This window comes from Agarivorans sp. (assembly GCF_050295395.1).
Classification (GTDB): Bacteria; Pseudomonadota; Gammaproteobacteria; order Enterobacterales; family Celerinatantimonadaceae; genus Agarivorans.
The window spans coordinates 1-16,380 of record NZ_JBNKPP010000092.1 but is presented as its reverse complement, the minus strand read 5'-3'; the positions used below and the strand labels follow the sequence as shown (position 1 = coordinate 16,380).

The following is a 16,380-nucleotide window of genomic DNA, read 5'->3' as shown; positions in this document are numbered from 1 at the left end:
GGGTGCCGTTCTTGGTTTAATCGGAAGCGTTCTTCTAGCGCCGGGCGGTTTAGTTCTGTCTAGAGAACGTTGCTGACGAGCTTGAATAATACTCTCCTCCCTGGAGATCGAATCACATGCAAGGTGACTAAGTTTATCTCATCACAGCCAAATTGCGCCTTATAACTTTGACTTCGGCCACCCATCATAAAATCGTAACGTTTAGCCGGGCTATTTAAAATACTCCACACATGCAGCGCAAATCCCGGCGAGCACTCAGAATAACTTGGCTCCCAGCCGGATTGATAGAAATAGTCACTATCAGCACCGCGTAAATAGTAATTTAAAGCAATCGCTTGCTGCTGAACAAAAACACCGCTCATAGCTATCTGTTCTGGGTAATGGAGGCGAAATTGTTGATGAAACAACAGGAAGCGCGAGTCGGCAAAGGCCCCCAACTGTCCCAATTGCTGCCAGCGAGCTTGATGCATCGACACCAACTTAGGCCAGTACTGTTCAATTTCTTGATGCGAGAGCCACTTAAACTCAGCCTCCAGTTGCAACAGTTTCTTTTCACCCCGGCGCCATTTGGAACGAGCATTGCGACTAAGACGTTTAGTATTCCAATTAGCAACAGAGAGAGAATAGGCAGCGGATTGAGTCTCGCGATATTTCGGCCACTCAGTGATTAACTGATGTAAACGTCCCCCTTCAATCAAGGCCCTTACCCATAGCTCATCAAAACGTAGTGAGGCTAGCCATTGAGTGATGTAAGTCTTTGCTTGAGTCCAAAAGCCATGCTGTACTAACAATTCAGGGTATTCGGCAGCAAGTTCGGCCTGTTCAGGTTCACCCTGCCCCAGAAAATGCAAACGCCTTAGCTTAAACAACCCTCCCACTCGGCGAATATAAAAGGGCACTAACACCACCAACTTACCGTCTACAAAACCGGCTAAACAGTGCAGCTGGCAATGCTCATCCCAAAACTGAGTTGACCATAAACGCAGCCACTCAAGGCGATTAAATAAATGACTATTACAACTATCCGCTAGCTGTCGCCATTGAGCGGCCAAATCAAATAAGCCTTCTAGCTGAGAGATGTCTTGCCATTGGATGTTAGCACCAAGGTTGGTCACGCTGTGCTCAGCCACTAGAGTTCCTCAAGCAGAATGCGCCAGCCGTTGCTGAAGTGCAAAGTTGGTTTAAGCCTTTAGCAAGGTTAGCGAATAAAACCAGCATTGCGTTCAATGCTATGCCTTAGCTTTTGCTTGCTCAATATACCATGGCATCGCTAGCGTTAAGCCCTGGCCAATATTAAATTGTGGCGCATACCCTAACAGCGTTTGAGCCTTGCTGATATCGGCTCTGGAATGACGAACGTCACCCGCGCGAAAATCTCGATATTCTGGCTTAGCCGAACGCTCTACACCGTACTTGGCTAAGTTATCTCGTAGTAAATCATATAGCTGGGTTAAGGTGGTTTGGTCATTCAATGCCACATTAAACACCTCACTGGTGGTTAAACCCGCGGTCGCTGCCAAAATATTCATTTGCACTACGTTGTCAATAAAACAAAAGTCACGACTCGTTTCACCATCGCCGTTAATGAACACTTGCTCTTCATCAATCAAGGCAGCCGTCCATTTAGGAATAACCGCGGCGTATGCACCATTAGGGTCTTGGCGAGGCCCAAACACATTAAAGTAACGTAGGCCAATAGATGGGAACTGGTAGCTGCGATGAAAAACCGCACTATAGAGTTCATTTACGTATTTGGTTACCGCGTAAGGCGACAAGGGATTACCAATTTTATCCTCCACCTTTGGTAAGTCTGGATGATCACCATAAGTAGAGCTAGAAGCGGCATACACAAATGCTGAGACTTGTTGCTGTTTGGCTTCTTGTAAAACGTTTAAGAACCCTGAAATATTCACATCATTAGTGGTAATTGGGTCGTTAATCGAACGAGGCACAGAGCCCAAAGCTGCCTGATGTAACACATAATCACAATTACTCACTAAGGCTTTGCAGTCCTGCTGCTGGCGAATATCTCCTTCGATAAAGGTAAAGCGCTGCCATTGTTCTTCACTGACTAAGCTTTTAACTTCATCAAGGTTATATTGGTGGCCAGTAGCGAAATTATCTAGGCCTACCACTTGCTGGTCTAGCTTCAACAACGCTTCCAATAAATTAGAACCAATAAAGCCAGCCACACCTGAAATAGCCCAACGTTTGGGCTGTGTTTTTAACTGCTCACAAACCTGATTAAACCGTGTCACAAAGCGACTCCTTATAAACGCAGATCGCTCTCTTCAGCGGGCAATAGATATTTTAGGTCGTACAAAACATGCTCGGCTTTACCAAAAGCGCGGATCTGTTCAACCGACATTTCTTTAAACTGCTGATGTGCTACCGCTAAAATAATGGCATCGTAATGCCCTTGTTGTGGCACCTCCACCAAATCGATACCGTACTCTTCATGGCACTCGTGCTTATCAGCCCATGGGTCGTAGGTGTCCACCTGCACACCATAGTCGGCAAACTCATGCACAATATCGATGACCTTGGTATTACGGATATCAGGGCAATTCTCTTTGAAAGTTAGCCCCAAAATTAGAATTTTACTTTCTACTACCGAGATATTGCGTTTAACCATGGCTTTAATGCACTGCGACACCACATAACGGCCCATATTATCGTTAATACGCCGCCCCGCTAAAATCACTTCTGGGCGGTAACCAATAGACTCCGCCTTATGGGTTAAGTAATACGGATCAACGCCAATACAGTGGCCCCCAACCAAACCAGGCCGAAACGGTAAGAAGTTCCATTTAGTACCAGCGGCCTCGAGTACCGCTTCCGTATCAATACCCAAGCGGTTAAAGATCAACGCAAGCTCGTTGATTAGTGCAATATTGACATCGCGCTGCGTATTCTCAATCACCTTAGCAGCCTCAGCCACTTTAATGCTGCTAGCTTTATGGGTTCCTACTACCACAATTTCACCGTAAAGCTCATCAACAATAGTGGCTATTTCAGGTGTTGAACCGGAGGTGATTTTTTTGATGGTTGAAACACGGTGAGTTTTGTCGCCGGGGTTAATTCGCTCAGGGCTATATCCCACGTAGAAATCTTTATTAAACGTTAGTCCTGAATGTTTTTCCAAAACAGGTACACATTGCTCTTCTGTCGCGCCGGGATAAACCGTTGACTCATAAACCACGATATCATTGGCTTTAAGCACCTTCGCCACTGTTTCACTAGCGCGAATCAAAGGAGTGAGATCTGGCTGTTTATGCTCAGTGATTGGCGTAGGCACCGTCACAATAAACACATTACATTTGGCTAAATCTTCAATATTGGAGCTATAGGACATGTTGGCAGAAACAGCGTTTAACTCTTCACTGCTCACCTCTTGAGTGAGGTCTTGGCCTTGTTGCAATTCAGCAACTCGGTTTTGATTTATATCGAAACCAACCACACTACGTTTTTTAGCAAATTCAACTGCTAATGGCAGACCTACGTAGCCCAAGCCAATTACCGCAATACTCACGTCCATGTTTATGTCCATATCCAATTAAAAAACATTTTCTAACAACAATTAAACCGCATATTGAGACAGAAAGTAAGAGCCTAGATCGACTAAACAACAAATCACCTGACAAAGTAAGACAGCGGCTAAATTAAGCTGTATTATTTTAGTGTAATTTATCAATCCAACAAACAGGGACGAACATGAGAAATCGTAGGTTTGGAATGAAAAAAATGTTCCTCAGCACCGCCTTGGCCTTAGCCTTAAATGGCTGTGGTGGTGACAGTGCCCAAGAGCACTTAGCCAAAGCCAGCAACTACCTCAAAGACGACCAGCAAAACGCGGCCATTATCGAGTTAAAGAATGCGATTAAAAAGGATGCCAATCTCGCTCAAGCTCGGCTGGTACTTGGAAAAATATATCTAGAGCGAGGAAACTACCTCGCCGCTGCGAAAGAGCTTGAACGCGCCAAAGAATTAGGTGCAAATAAGCAACAATTGGCCCCTCTTCTTGCCAGAACTTATCTAAATCAGAGTCAGCCAGAGCAAATAGCCGAACTCATTGATAACAATCGCCCTTTTGACCTAGAAGTTGAAACAGAACTGTTGGCCATTCATGCCTTGTCATTATTTAGAAATGGGCAAATTGATGCCGCCCAGATGAGTTTAAACCAAGCACAGGAGCTAGGTTACGAAGGAACTTACTCCCGCATGGTGAAAGCCAGTTTATCTGCAGCCAACAGCGAGTTTAATACGGCGAACCAAACGCTAAAGCAACTTAGCCAAGAAGTACCTAACAACACTGATGTTTGGTTACTTAAAGGCCACTTAGATTCAATGTCTAACGACAATGCGGGAGCAATAGAGGCTTATCAAAAAGCCGTAGAACTCGCCCCGGAAGCAAGTCAATATACGCTTTATTTAGCGCAGGCTTTAATCAAAAACAAACAATTTTCCGAAGCCGAACCTTATTTAGATAGAATTTTACAAATAGCGCCCAATCATATGCTGAGCAATCAGCTAAAAGCTTATATTCGTTTTCAAAGTGAAGATTATGAGCAAGCTTTCAATATAGCTACCAAGGCCTTACAAAACGGGTCTCATAATACCGCCACTCAGCTTGTTGCTGGCGTATCGGCCTACAAACTACAGAAATACCAACAAGCGCTCACTCAACTTGAACGCATTATTAGCAAAGATCCGCAAAATGCTTTAGCGCAACGCCTATATGTAACAACCCAATTCAGAATTGGTCATCTAGATGATGCATTCAATCAACTCAATCAACAGAGTGTATCAGACCACCAAGATAGTGACTTTCTTAGCACCGTAAGCCTACAACTAAACCGTTTAGGACGAACCGAAGAAGCGCTACAAATAGCGGAAAAAGCGGCCAACTCTGGTGGTCTGTCAGAAAAAGCCAAGCTCGGCTTGCTCAAACTCAAACAAAATGACCCATCCGGTGTAACGCTGCTTCAACAAGTACTAGAAGAAAGCCCCAATCATGCTCAGGCCTTTTTGGGCTTACAAACCTATTATTATCAACAAGGGCAACAGCAACAGGTATTACAGGCCTTAGATGAGTGGTTAGCGAAGCACCCTAGCGAGCAAAGTGTGCTGTTATTCAAAGGCGCCATTCTTGAGCAACTAGAACGTTACGACGAAGCGCTAGCCAGTTACCAAGCAATCCTTAAAAATAACCCTGAAGATGTAATTGCACAGCTATTTAGCGCCTCAATTTATGCGCAAAAAGGTCAGCTAGACAAAGCTTATCAACTAGCCTTACAAGTAAAACAACAACAGCCCGATAACTTAAGAGCCTTTGAATTTTTATTAAATTTCGCCACCCAGCTAGACCGTCACCAAGAGGTAAAAACCTTAATTGATGAGCAACTAAAGGCCTCGCCAGATTCGATACTACTGATAGAGCAGCAAGCCCGCTACTTTCTATCAAATAAAGATCTCACCAACGCGATTGAACGACTCGAACAAATAAGCCCATTACAGCGCGATGACCGAGTATGGCAATTATTGGGCGACAGCTATCTAGAGGACGGTCAAACCGAACAAGCGGCAGTAACCTACCGAAGCTGGCTAGAGAACTCTCCCCTATCACTAGCAGCCTACATAAAGAACATCCACCAGTATGAGCTCAATGGTGAACTGACAGAAGCCATAAACTTAAGTGAACAAGCGGTAAAATTATTCAAAAATAATCAAAAACTGATTTTTGTACATTCGGTACTGCTACTCAAGGCAGGCCAAGCACAAGCTAGCCAAGAGGCATTAAATTTACTAAGCGCTCGCCAACAACAAACGCCAGCGGCTCTTCAGCAACAAGGTTATATCTATTTGGTTCAACAAAACTGGGATTCAGCTATAAATACTCTTGAAAAGTTGTATCAAAACTACCCAAGCACCCAAACGGCAAGCTTGTTAATTCGAGCTTATAAAGGCGCGGGTGACAATGCCAAAGCCATTGCTTTTATTGAAGCGGCAATAGAAAAATATCAAGATGCGGCTAACCCGCTTAAATTACAATTAGCTGAATTGCAAATGCAGGCTAACCCACAACAAGCCTTAGCCGAATACCAACAAATCCTTCAACAAGAGCCTAATAATATTATTGCGCTAAACAACTTGGCTTGGATTTATCATGATATGGGAAATTACGACGAGGCCTTAAGTTATGCCAAGCAAGCGCATCAGCTAAATCCCAACATCGCTCAAGTTAAAGATAGCTATGGCTACATGCTTCTAAAATCAGGTAATTCAGCCGAGGCTGCAACTGTTTTAGAGCAAAGTTACTTATTAAAAAATGACAATGAGATAGCTCTGCACTTAGTTGAAGCCCTAATTGCCAACCAACAAACACAAAAAGCCCAACAAGTATTAAACAACTTACAAGAACTTAACCCAGAACAGTTAAATAAAAAAGCAGAGCTAGAAGCCCTGCTTAACTAAGTATCCCAAACCAGTAACCTGCCTCAACTATGACGAGGCAGGTACAAGCCCTGCTCTTCAGACCAAGAGTATTGTTCTCTCAAACTAAGCAAATTAGGCACCTTATGATTGAAGCGAGAGGAATACATTTTCTTAATGTAATCATCGTTGTTATCGCTGTTTCTTGCAGCTAAACAGCCCTTTTCAACTTCTTTGTCAATGCTACTCATTAAAGCTTGAAAACCCACAGGTAAGCTACGGGTCAACATAGAAGCGCTAATGTAATAAGGTGCCCGCACACCATGGTAATCAATCGCCGGACCTAGTTGTTCAAACTTAATGCCTAAGAAGCTCATACTTCGGGCCAAGCGCGGTTCCATCATAACAAAAGCATGATGAGTACCAGCTCTTACCGCTAATGCGGCGATAGAAAGATACAGACCAATAGCTAAAAAAGGAAAGCAGCGAAGCTCTTCCTCAGAGTAAGTTTGTTCATTAATCGCACCCGCTGCAGCACCTTCAAACTGATCTGACTTACGACGGCGAAACTGAGGACGAACCGCTAAACGCGATATTTCACAGATTTCATTTCGAGCAAATTGCGAAGGATGAAATTTGGCGCCATCAATTGCTTTGGAGCAAAATTTTTCAATGGGCAATAACTCTTTACTATTTGAAGGAGAAACAATGCGTACACAACCCGCAAAACGAGAACTGGGTTTATGCTCTATCAGACAAAAACGTGAATACTCATCAAACTCATCCTGCTCCATCCCATTTTCACGGATCGGTTCAAAATTGAGTTCTTCGCAATATACATCATGACGGATCCGAAATGCTTCTTTTACAGTATCAGGCTCATAGGCCACTACGGGGCGTAAATACTCAGAAAAGTGCTGAGCAATTAACTTGGCCTCACGTTTAACCAACAGTGCAATACCTCCCCTTACTACGGCTCCAATATAGGGGTATGAGGCGAGATTTTTGACATATTTATTACGAATCATAATTGGCTCTCAAAGTTTGAAATTAATCAAAACACCAGATTCAAATTATTATTATTAGTTTAGATAGGTTTGATAAAAAAAGCGCAGACTGAGCTGCGCTTTTTTATTTCTATGCTACAGGTTAAGCAGCTATATTCATTACTATGCGCGGCGGCGAATAGACGCTAGACCTAACAAACCTAAACCAAAAATAGCTAATGTACCAGGTTCAGGAACACGCGCTGCAGAGATAGCAAAGCCAGCTTGCAACTCATTGGTTTTATCTTCTTCTGTTAAGAAGCCAATACATGTGAAGTTTGGTCCACAATCAACATCACCCAATACTTCTAGACCTTGAAGACGAGTAGTTAACGTATATTGATACTCATCATATCCAGGAATAGGAATAATAAAGCTATTACTTAAGTAAATGTCACCACCTACTTCCTGATAAGTCACTTCAGGACCTAATACCAAGGTAAATAAGTCAGCACAACCCGCAACGTTGATACCCGCTTCGCCCACTAAGGTGTCACCGTATTTACAAACACCGTTACCCGGAGTGTTATAAGTTTCTTCAAAAATAACACCAAACTGAAGTACCGGAGCAGGAAGCACTGGACCCACTACAGGAGCCGTTGGATTCAAGAACAAGCCATCGAATAGAGTGGCAGCAACTAACGTGTCACCCGTTACACCCCAGTTTTCATGGGTAAGGCCAGTACCAGAAACAAAGTCTAAAGCACCAACACCATCAACAACACTAGTAGTAACCGGACCCGATTGAGCATCATCAATAGCTAATGAACTTTGTTTCAAATCAGGGTTAACTGCGCCGTAAGGTTCGCCCCAGCTCAATGTTTTAGGAAGCTCACCACCAAACAACACATCAAAATCATCTAAGGTTGCCCCAGTGGCGTCGATACCTGTAGGGTCGATGGCATTAGGATCAGAAGTCCATTGATCAAAACCCGCTTCATTAGCGTAGGTCCAGTCGGTAATTAGAAAAGCGTTGGCTGAGATGCTTGCTACACTCAAGCCAGCCGCTAAACAAGTTAATTTAAATTTATTCATGTCACCCATCCATTTGGTCATCACTAGTCGAGATACAAGCCTAACAAAGCAATTGTAATGCCAACTTTAAAAATACTTATATATCAAATAGATAAAAAATAACAAATGGAAGCTTGTAATTGAAATGTAAAATAAATCGACACTACATTCAGCTGTGAGGGTCTGGCGCCCTCCTTTACCAAGATCACTTTAAAACAATCTTCTTCGCTATATTGAACATTAAACGCTGTAACGGATTTCGATTGCCCATAGGACGCCAAGTTTTCTTAAACCGATTGCGGTAAGCATCAAAGTGAATGCCATGCGGAGCGGTAATTAATTCCCCTCGATTCAACAATATTTTCAGCACATAAGTCCCCGCCACTCCACTGCAAAGCTTAACGGCCATCGGCATCGACGGTCCTTTCTTGGCATGAAAGTCTGCTTTGCTAGGATCGACTAAATAAGGCCGCTGTAACATGGCGGGCGATAGTCCAATTAGAAACTTAATGTACTGTTCATTCTCACTTTTGGCATCTTCAAAACGAAAATACTCTTCATAACTCATCCCCCCCGGCATAAAACAAAGAAAAGCACAGCCCATACCTAAAGGAGCAGCGGTCACTAAAGGAATATTTTTTTCTAAACACTTTTGAAATACTAATTTACGAGCTTCCAAAGCAAAGAAATCTAAGCTGTCTACGTAAACATCCACACCGTCTAAAAACTCATCGACATTATGCTCAAAAATGCCTTCAGGAAATGTTTTAACATCCGCTTGGGGATTAATATCTAAACAGACTTTTTCCATCACCTTGACCTTTGCCTGGCCAACGGTAGACATAAAAGCGCCAGCTTGGCGATTAAAATTATGCACTTCATAGTCATCAAAGTCCGAGATATGAAATTTGCCGATTCCAAGACGGGCTAAAGTGACAATATGTTCACTACCCACTCCTCCAGCACCAGCCATAGCCACTCGCTTGCCTTTAAGCTGTTGTTGTTCGGCATCTGTTACCCACCCAATATTTCTAGAAAAGGCATCTTGGTAATTAAAACTCATTGCTTAACATCCCTATCGTATTTGTCCGAGCTCTATGGTGAATTAAACTGCTCAAGCTAAACTAATTTGCCTTAGCTAGGGCGAAAAATTAAGATAAAAAACCGGCCCAAGGATAGCTTTCTATGAAAATCACCTTCGTTCTCTTCATTACATTAGTTACATCATTGTTTAGTGTAGAAGCTTCCAGCGCACTTGCTGATACAATTGAAAAGGTGAAACCCTCGATAGTGGGTATTGGCACCTATAATCGTTTGAATTCCCCTCGCGCCAATTTACGCGGCACCGGCTTTGTTATTTCAGAACATTTGGTGGCGACCAACGCTCATGTTTTACCAGAAAGCCTCAACCAGCAACAAAAAGAAAGGTTAGTTATATTTGTTGGACAGGGGCGTGCCCCTGAAATCCGCTTTGCTAGTGTAGTCGCTAACGATCAACAGCATGATTTAGCCATATTGAGAGTAGAAGGCCAAGCCATGCAACCTTTAACCCTATCCCAACAAAAGGTAAGGGAAGGAGAGCTATATGCTTTCACCGGCTTTCCCATTGGTGCCGTGCTTGGTCTCTATCCAGTTACTCACCGCGGTATCATTTCCAGCATTACACCCGTGGTGATCCCCGCGCGCAATGCCAATGAATTAAGCCTAGCCCAGCTAAAAAGACTGAAGTCACCCTATAATATTTACCAGTTGGATGCGACGGCTTATCCTGGAAACAGTGGCAGCCCGGTCTATCATCCGCAAAGCGGCGAAGTCATTGCGCTAATCAATAAAGTCTTTGTAAAAACCACCAAAGAAGCGGTGCTCTCTGATCCCAGCGCGATCAGTTATGCCATTCCAATTATTCATCTACGAGAATTACTGGCGACGTTAAAAAAGTAATCTACTTTTCATATACTTTACCAAGTAACAATCCTTCTAATCACATCTCTCAGCCAAGTTGTTATGAAACAGGCTTTTTATTCCCCAGCGTAAAAAACAAAAAACCCGCTGAATCAGCGGGTTAATGTATTTTCAACATTTCTTATTTTGTCTTAGTTCAAAACGGAATATCGTCGTCAAAATCCATTGGTGGTTCATTATACTGAGGAACCGGCTGCTGTTGAGGTGCTTGCTGTGGAGCAGGCTTCGCCGCAGGTTGAAAACCGCCTTGCTGTTGTGGTGCTGATTGCTGCTGCGGAGCTTGTTGTTGGAAGCCGCCTTGCTGAGCTTGTGGAGCCTGTTGTTGACCCCAATTACCTTGGCTTTGTTGCTGAGGTGCTCCACCCATTGTTTGGCCCTGGCCACCTTGACGACCACCCAACATTTGCATTACACCATTAAAGCCTTGTACGACTACTTCGGTGGAGTAACGGTCTTGGCCATTCTGATCCTGCCATTTACGTGTTTGTAATTGACCTTCAATATAAACCTGTGAACCTTTACGCAAGTATTCGCCAGCTACTTCAGCTAACTTGCCAAATAACACCACACGATGCCATTCAGTACGCTCTTTTTGTTCACCACTTTGCTTATCTCTCCAGCTTTCGGAAGTAGCAATAGTAATATTGGCGACGGCCCCTCCGTTTGGCATAAATCGAACTTCAGGATCTTGCCCTAAGTTACCAACCAAAATTACTTTATTAATGCCCCGAGTGGCCATGTATATCGCTCCTATATCTATCAGTTGTGGCGAGGAAGACCCGCTATCATACTAGTCTGCCCGCACCAAATCCAATGCTCTATTCAATTCAAATTCTTTTGCTTTTACTTTGAGGTATACAGTACGTTCGCTGGCAATCAGAACGGCTTCTACAACCCCCGGTAAAACCTGCAATTTTTTTAATAAACTGGCTGTTTGATCCATCGATGATAGCGTCAATGAATAACTTTTTATGCCACTTTGCGCACGCATTCCCCAACTCACCGCTATCCAACACAACAGCAAAACCGCGATAAATAGGCTTACCGCTAACGCGCCCGCCCACATATATAAGGCTCCAGCACTTGAGCCACCAATAAAGGCCCCTAAGAACTGACTGGTAGAAAATACCCCCAGTGCTGCGCCTTTATTTCCCGGAGGTGCAAGATTAGAAATAAGCGCCGGCAAACTCGCTTCCAAATAATTAAAGCCTGTGAAGAAAATAGTGAGCACTAGAGCCAATAACCATATCGAAGCATGCTCAGTTAGCAGCAAAACGTTGGCGAGTAACAACAAGCTTATGGCCAAAATAAAATATGCACGTTGTTGATTACGTTTGGCGGCAATAATTAACATAGGCACCATCAATACAAAAGAAATTAGTACCGCAGGCAAGTAAACGGCCCAATGATCTGCTGCCGCTAAGCCCGCTTCAACTAAGCGCAACGGAATAATCACAAACAGCGATGTCAGTACTAAATGTAGGGTAAAGACTCCCCAGTCTAACCTTAATAACTGAGGATGTTTCAATAGCTTCAGCATCTGTTGTGAGTTAGCACTCACCTCACTCTTAGGCGCTACGGATTGAGCATTAGGCACAATAAACTGCACCACTAACATGGCCAACAAAGACAGCCCGGCAATGAGCCAGAACAAGCCAGACAAACCTAATATCGCAGATATAACAGGGCCTAATACCAAGGACGCCGCAAAGGCTAAACCAATACTCACACCGATAAAAGCCATGACTTTAGCTCGCTGCGTTTCTCGGCTTAAGTCTGCAGCTAGAGCCATCACGGTACTGGCGATTGCGCCCATTCCTTGCAGTGCCCGACCCAACGCGACCCCGTAAATAGAGTCAGCCAAGGCCGCCACCACCGAACCCAGTGTGAAAATAGCTAAGCCTAAAAAAATAATCGGTTTTCGTCCAAAACGGTCCGATAGCCAGCCCATGGGAATTTGAAATAAAGCTTGACTTAAACCATACGCACCAATGGCAAAGCCCAACCACAAAGGAGAAAAGCCCTGCAAATGTTGCCCATATACCGCTAATACCGGCATTAGCATAAACAAACCCGCCATCCGCAAGGCAAACAGTAAAGCGAGAGAATAAGCGCCACGTTTTTCAGTTGGATTTAAACCGTCTTGCACAAACACAACCATCAAAAATTCATCAATTAAGAGCCGGTCATGCTAACACAAGCGATAAGCTGCAAACCAGCTTAAGATAGCTCTGCTTGAGTCACTTTCAGCTCAAGTTTGCACGGCGCATTTCCCGCAATAATGTGTAATACTGGGTGATTTACTGCAGCAGTGAACAGGTAATAATGGACAGTATCGATATTCGCGGAGCGCGCACTCACAACCTCAAAAATATTTCGCTGACTCTTCCTCGGGATAAGCTGATTGTTATCACGGGATTATCAGGCTCAGGCAAATCATCACTGGCATTTGACACCCTATATGCCGAGGGACAACGTCGTTACGTTGAATCGCTATCCGCCTACGCTAGACAGTTTCTTTCTCTTATGGAAAAGCCCGATGTCGACCATATTGAAGGACTGTCACCAGCCATTTCAATTGAGCAAAAGTCGACTTCTCATAATCCTCGCTCTACCGTAGGCACAATTACCGAAATCTACGATTATTTACGACTGCTTTATGCAAGGGTTGGCGAGCCTCGTTGTCCTCATCACCACCAACCACTGGCAGCTCAAACTATTAGCCAAATGGTGGACAAGGTGTTTGAGGAACCAGAAAATAGCAAGTTAATGCTTCTCGCACCGATTGTTCGAGACCGCAAAGGCGAGCATGTTAAAACCCTAGAAAATTTAGCCGCTCAAGGTTTTATTCGCGCCCGTATCGATGGAGAAGTCTGCGATCTTAGTGATCCTCCAGAATTGGAACTGCATAAAAAACATAACATTGAAGTGGTGATTGACCGCTTCAAGGTGAGGGCCAGTGAAGATCTGGCTCAACGTTTAGCCGAATCCTTTGAGACCGCCATAGAATTAGCCGAAGGCAGCGCCATTTTGGTAGATATGGATAGTGGCGAAACCCGTCATCTATTCTCTGCTAATTTTGCGTGTCCAGTATGTGGTTATAGCATGAGTGAGTTAGAACCACGGATCTTCTCTTTCAACAACCCTGCTGGCGCTTGTCCAACTTGTGATGGTTTAGGCGTGGATCAATTTTTCGACGACAACAAAGTCATTGTTAACTCGTCTTTAAGTTTATCAGGCGGGGCCATTCGAGGTTGGGACAAACGTAATTTCTACTACTATCAAATGCTCAAATCTTTAGCGGCACACTTTGACTTTGATTTAGAAGCACCCTTTGACAGTCTCGATGAAAAACACAAAAAAGTCATATTACAAGGTTCGGGGCGCACCAGCGTCGAGTTCAAATACATGAATGACCGTGGCGATGTCACTGTGCGCAAACATCCCTTTGAGGGCATCATTCCCAATATGCGTCGTCGCTACAAAGAGACCGAATCAAACGCTGTACGTGAGGAATTAGCCAAGTACATTAGCAATCAAGAATGTCCATCTTGTAGCGGCAGTCGCTTACGCGAAGAAGCACGTAATGTGTTTATTGGTAGCACCAACCTACCTGCAGTAAGCGGTAAATCCATTGGTGAAGCGATGGCCTTTTTTGAAGGCTTAAACCTCAGCGGCCAGCGAGCGCAAATTGCCGACAAGATCCTTAAAGAGATCTGTGAGCGTTTAAAATTCCTAATCAATGTTGGCTTAGATTACTTATCGTTGGATCGCAGTGCCGATACCTTATCAGGGGGCGAAGCCCAGCGTATTCGCCTAGCGAGTCAAATAGGCGCCGGTTTAGTAGGCGTAATGTACGTGCTTGATGAGCCCTCTATTGGCCTACACCAACGTGATAATGAGCGCTTACTCGCCACACTTAACCATCTGCGCGATCTTGGTAATACCGTCATCGTGGTAGAACACGACGAAGATGCCATTCGCGCCGCCGACTTCATCGTAGACATTGGTCCAGGAGCGGGCGTACATGGCGGAGAGGTAGTTGCTCAAGGTTCGTTAGCAGAAATACTGGCTTCCTCCACCTCCTTAACAGGCCAATACTTATCAGGGACGAGAAGCATCAGAGTGCCCGAAAAACGCCATTCGGCCGGTGACGACTGGCTGCAGATCTTCGGTGCTAGCGGCAATAATTTAAAACAAGTGGACCTTAGCCTACCGCTTGGACTACTCAGCTGTATTACTGGAGTATCGGGTAGCGGAAAGTCCACACTGATCAATGACACCTTATACAAGATTGCTCAAAAAGAACTGAACGGCGCAGCTGGCGAGAATATCGCTCCCTATAGCAGCGTAGCGGGTTTAGATAAGCTCGATAAAGTTGTCGATATTGATCAAAGCCCTATTGGCCGAACCCCTCGCTCTAATCCAGCTACCTACACCGGAATTTTTACTCCAATCCGCGAATTGTTTGCGGCAACTCAAGAATCTCGTTCACGTGGCTATAAACCAGGCCGATTTAGTTTTAACGTAAAAGGTGGTCGCTGTGAGGCCTGTCAGGGTGATGGGGTAATCAAGGTGGAAATGCATTTCTTACCAGACGTTTATGTTCCCTGCGATGTGTGTAAAGGTAAACGCTATAACCGCGAGACTTTAGAAATAAAATATAAAGGCAAGAGCATTCATCAAGTATTAGAAATGACGGTTGAAGAAGCTCGGCCATTTTTTGATGCTGTCCCCGCGATCGCCCGAAAACTACAAACTCTGATTGATGTGGGTCTTACTTATATCAAATTGGGTCAATCGGCCACCACTTTATCCGGTGGCGAGGCACAGCGAGTTAAACTGGCACGCGAGCTCAGTAAAAGAGATACCGGTCAAACCTTATATATTTTGGATGAGCCAACAACAGGCTTGCACTTCCACGATATTGAATTGCTGTTACAAGTGATTCACCGCTTACGTGACCATGGCAATACTGTGGTAGTGATAGAACACAATTTGGATGTGATAAAAACGGCGGACTGGATTGTCGACCTAGGCCCCGAAGGCGGTAAAGGCGGAGGAGAAATTTTATTCTCAGGGACTCCCGAAGAGCTACTCAAAGAAGCCCGCTCGCACACCGCCCGCTTCCTAAAACCATTGCTAAGTTAATAAAGAAGGCGGCAATGCCGCCTCTTTCATTTCAACTTGATATATTTCTATTCAACCCAGCTTTAACATAGAAAGCTGGTTTACTAAGCGCTGGTACTTTCAAGCAATAAAAAAGCCCTGCTCATTGAGCAGGGCTTAGTATTGGAAGCCTGGCGGTGACCTACTTTCACATGGGGAAACCCCACACTATCATCGGCGCAGTTGCGTTTCACTTCTGAGTTCGGCATGGGATCAGGTGGTTCCACAACGCTATTGCCACCAGGCAAAAACTTGTTGTTCTTTAACATTCAAAAAAGCTGACTATCTCATGAGCACTTACAAGCATTCATGGTTCTAAATAAGGTTTAGCAACACTTAGGTGTTGTATGGTTAAGCCTCACGGGTAATTAGTATTGGTTAGCTCAACGCCTCACAGCGCTTACACACCCAACCTATCAACGTTGTAGTCTCCAACGGCCCTTCAGAGGACTTAAAGTCCTAGTGAGAATTAATCTCGAGGCCTGCTTCCCGCTTAGATGCTTTCAGCGGTTATCAGTTCCGAACGTAGCTACTGGGCAATGCCATTGGCATGACAACCCAAACACCAGCGGTTCGTCCACTCCGGTCCTCTCGTACTAGGAGCAGCTCCCCTCAATTCTCAAACGCCCACGGCAGATAGGGACCGAACTGTCTCACGACGTTCTAAACCCAGCTCGCGTACCACTTTAAATGGCGAACAGCCATACCCTTGGGACCGACTTCAGCCCCAGGATGTGATGAGCCGACATCGAGGTGC

At 44.5% G+C, this 16,380-nt stretch carries 11 protein-coding genes and 2 rRNA genes; 3 read left to right on the top strand and 10 right to left on the bottom strand.

Annotated elements, in window-relative coordinates:
• Positions 1 to 59: 59 nt before the first annotated feature.
• From ACQY6Q_RS05455 to tviB, 3 genes are all read right to left on the bottom strand, one after another.
• Positions 60 to 1,130, bottom strand: coding sequence for a GNAT family N-acetyltransferase (locus ACQY6Q_RS05455; protein ID WP_427978819.1), 1,071 nt, complete (start codon positions 1,128 to 1,130; stop codon positions 60 to 62).
• Between the two features lie 99 nt (positions 1,131 to 1,229).
• Positions 1,230 to 2,258, bottom strand: a complete 1,029-nt coding sequence (locus ACQY6Q_RS05450; RefSeq protein ID WP_427978816.1) for an NAD-dependent epimerase/dehydratase family protein — start codon at positions 2,256 to 2,258, stop codon at positions 1,230 to 1,232.
• Between the two features lie 11 nt (positions 2,259 to 2,269).
• Positions 2,270 to 3,538 carry a Vi polysaccharide biosynthesis UDP-N-acetylglucosamine C-6 dehydrogenase TviB gene (gene tviB / locus ACQY6Q_RS05445; protein WP_427978813.1) on the bottom strand — a complete coding sequence of 423 codons (1,269 nt, stop codon included), beginning with the start codon at positions 3,536 to 3,538 and terminating at the stop codon, positions 2,270 to 2,272.
• Positions 3,539 to 3,735: 197 nt separating this feature from the next.
• On the opposite strand from tviB, the gene prsT reads away from it, so the two are divergent.
• On the top strand, positions 3,736 to 6,474 hold the full coding sequence (gene prsT / locus ACQY6Q_RS05440; protein ID WP_427978810.1) for an XrtA/PEP-CTERM system TPR-repeat protein PrsT: 2,739 nt from the start codon (positions 3,736 to 3,738) through the stop codon (positions 6,472 to 6,474).
• Positions 6,475 to 6,497: 23 nt separating this feature from the next.
• Here the strand turns inward: prsT and ACQY6Q_RS05435 are convergent, their stop codons facing one another.
• From ACQY6Q_RS05435 to ACQY6Q_RS05425, 3 genes are all read right to left on the bottom strand, one after another.
• Positions 6,498 to 7,460 carry a PEP-CTERM/exosortase system-associated acyltransferase gene (locus tag ACQY6Q_RS05435; protein ID WP_427978807.1) on the bottom strand — a complete coding sequence of 321 codons (963 nt, stop codon included), beginning with the start codon at positions 7,458 to 7,460 and terminating at the stop codon, positions 6,498 to 6,500.
• 141 nt (positions 7,461 to 7,601) lie between these two features.
• A complete protein-coding gene (locus ACQY6Q_RS05430; RefSeq protein ID WP_427978804.1) occupies positions 7,602 to 8,513 on the bottom strand; it encodes a THxN family PEP-CTERM protein in 912 nt (303 codons plus the stop codon).
• Between the two features lie 184 nt (positions 8,514 to 8,697).
• Complete coding sequence (locus tag ACQY6Q_RS05425) at positions 8,698 to 9,555, bottom strand: ThiF family adenylyltransferase (RefSeq protein WP_427978801.1); 858 nt, start codon at positions 9,553 to 9,555, stop codon at positions 8,698 to 8,700.
• Between the two features lie 122 nt (positions 9,556 to 9,677).
• Here ACQY6Q_RS05425 and ACQY6Q_RS05420 point away from each other — a divergent pair, with 122 nt between their 5' ends.
• Positions 9,678 to 10,433, top strand: a complete 756-nt coding sequence (locus ACQY6Q_RS05420) for a S1 family peptidase (RefSeq protein WP_427978798.1) — start codon at positions 9,678 to 9,680, stop codon at positions 10,431 to 10,433.
• A 157-nt stretch (positions 10,434 to 10,590) separates the two neighbouring features.
• On the opposite strand, the gene ACQY6Q_RS05415 is transcribed toward ACQY6Q_RS05420, so the two are convergent.
• On the bottom strand, positions 10,591 to 11,193 hold the full coding sequence (locus ACQY6Q_RS05415; RefSeq protein ID WP_427978795.1) for a single-stranded DNA-binding protein: 603 nt from the start codon (positions 11,191 to 11,193) through the stop codon (positions 10,591 to 10,593).
• A gap of 51 nt (positions 11,194 to 11,244) precedes the next feature.
• Positions 11,245 to 12,615 (bottom strand): MFS transporter, encoded by a 1,371-nt coding sequence (locus ACQY6Q_RS05410; protein ID WP_427978792.1) that lies wholly within the window; start codon positions 12,613 to 12,615, stop codon positions 11,245 to 11,247.
• Positions 12,616 to 12,779: 164 nt separating this feature from the next.
• Here ACQY6Q_RS05410 and uvrA point away from each other — a divergent pair, with 164 nt between their 5' ends.
• Positions 12,780 to 15,605, top strand: a complete 2,826-nt coding sequence (gene uvrA, locus ACQY6Q_RS05405) for an excinuclease ABC subunit UvrA (RefSeq protein WP_427978789.1) — start codon at positions 12,780 to 12,782, stop codon at positions 15,603 to 15,605.
• Between the two features lie 147 nt (positions 15,606 to 15,752).
• Here uvrA and rrf read toward each other — a convergent pair.
• Both rrf and ACQY6Q_RS05395 read right to left on the bottom strand, forming a co-directional pair.
• Positions 15,753 to 15,868, bottom strand: a 5S ribosomal RNA gene (gene rrf, locus ACQY6Q_RS05400).
• A gap of 102 nt (positions 15,869 to 15,970) precedes the next feature.
• Positions 15,971 to 16,380: ribosomal RNA gene (locus ACQY6Q_RS05395) — 23S ribosomal RNA — on the bottom strand; the annotation flags it as partial.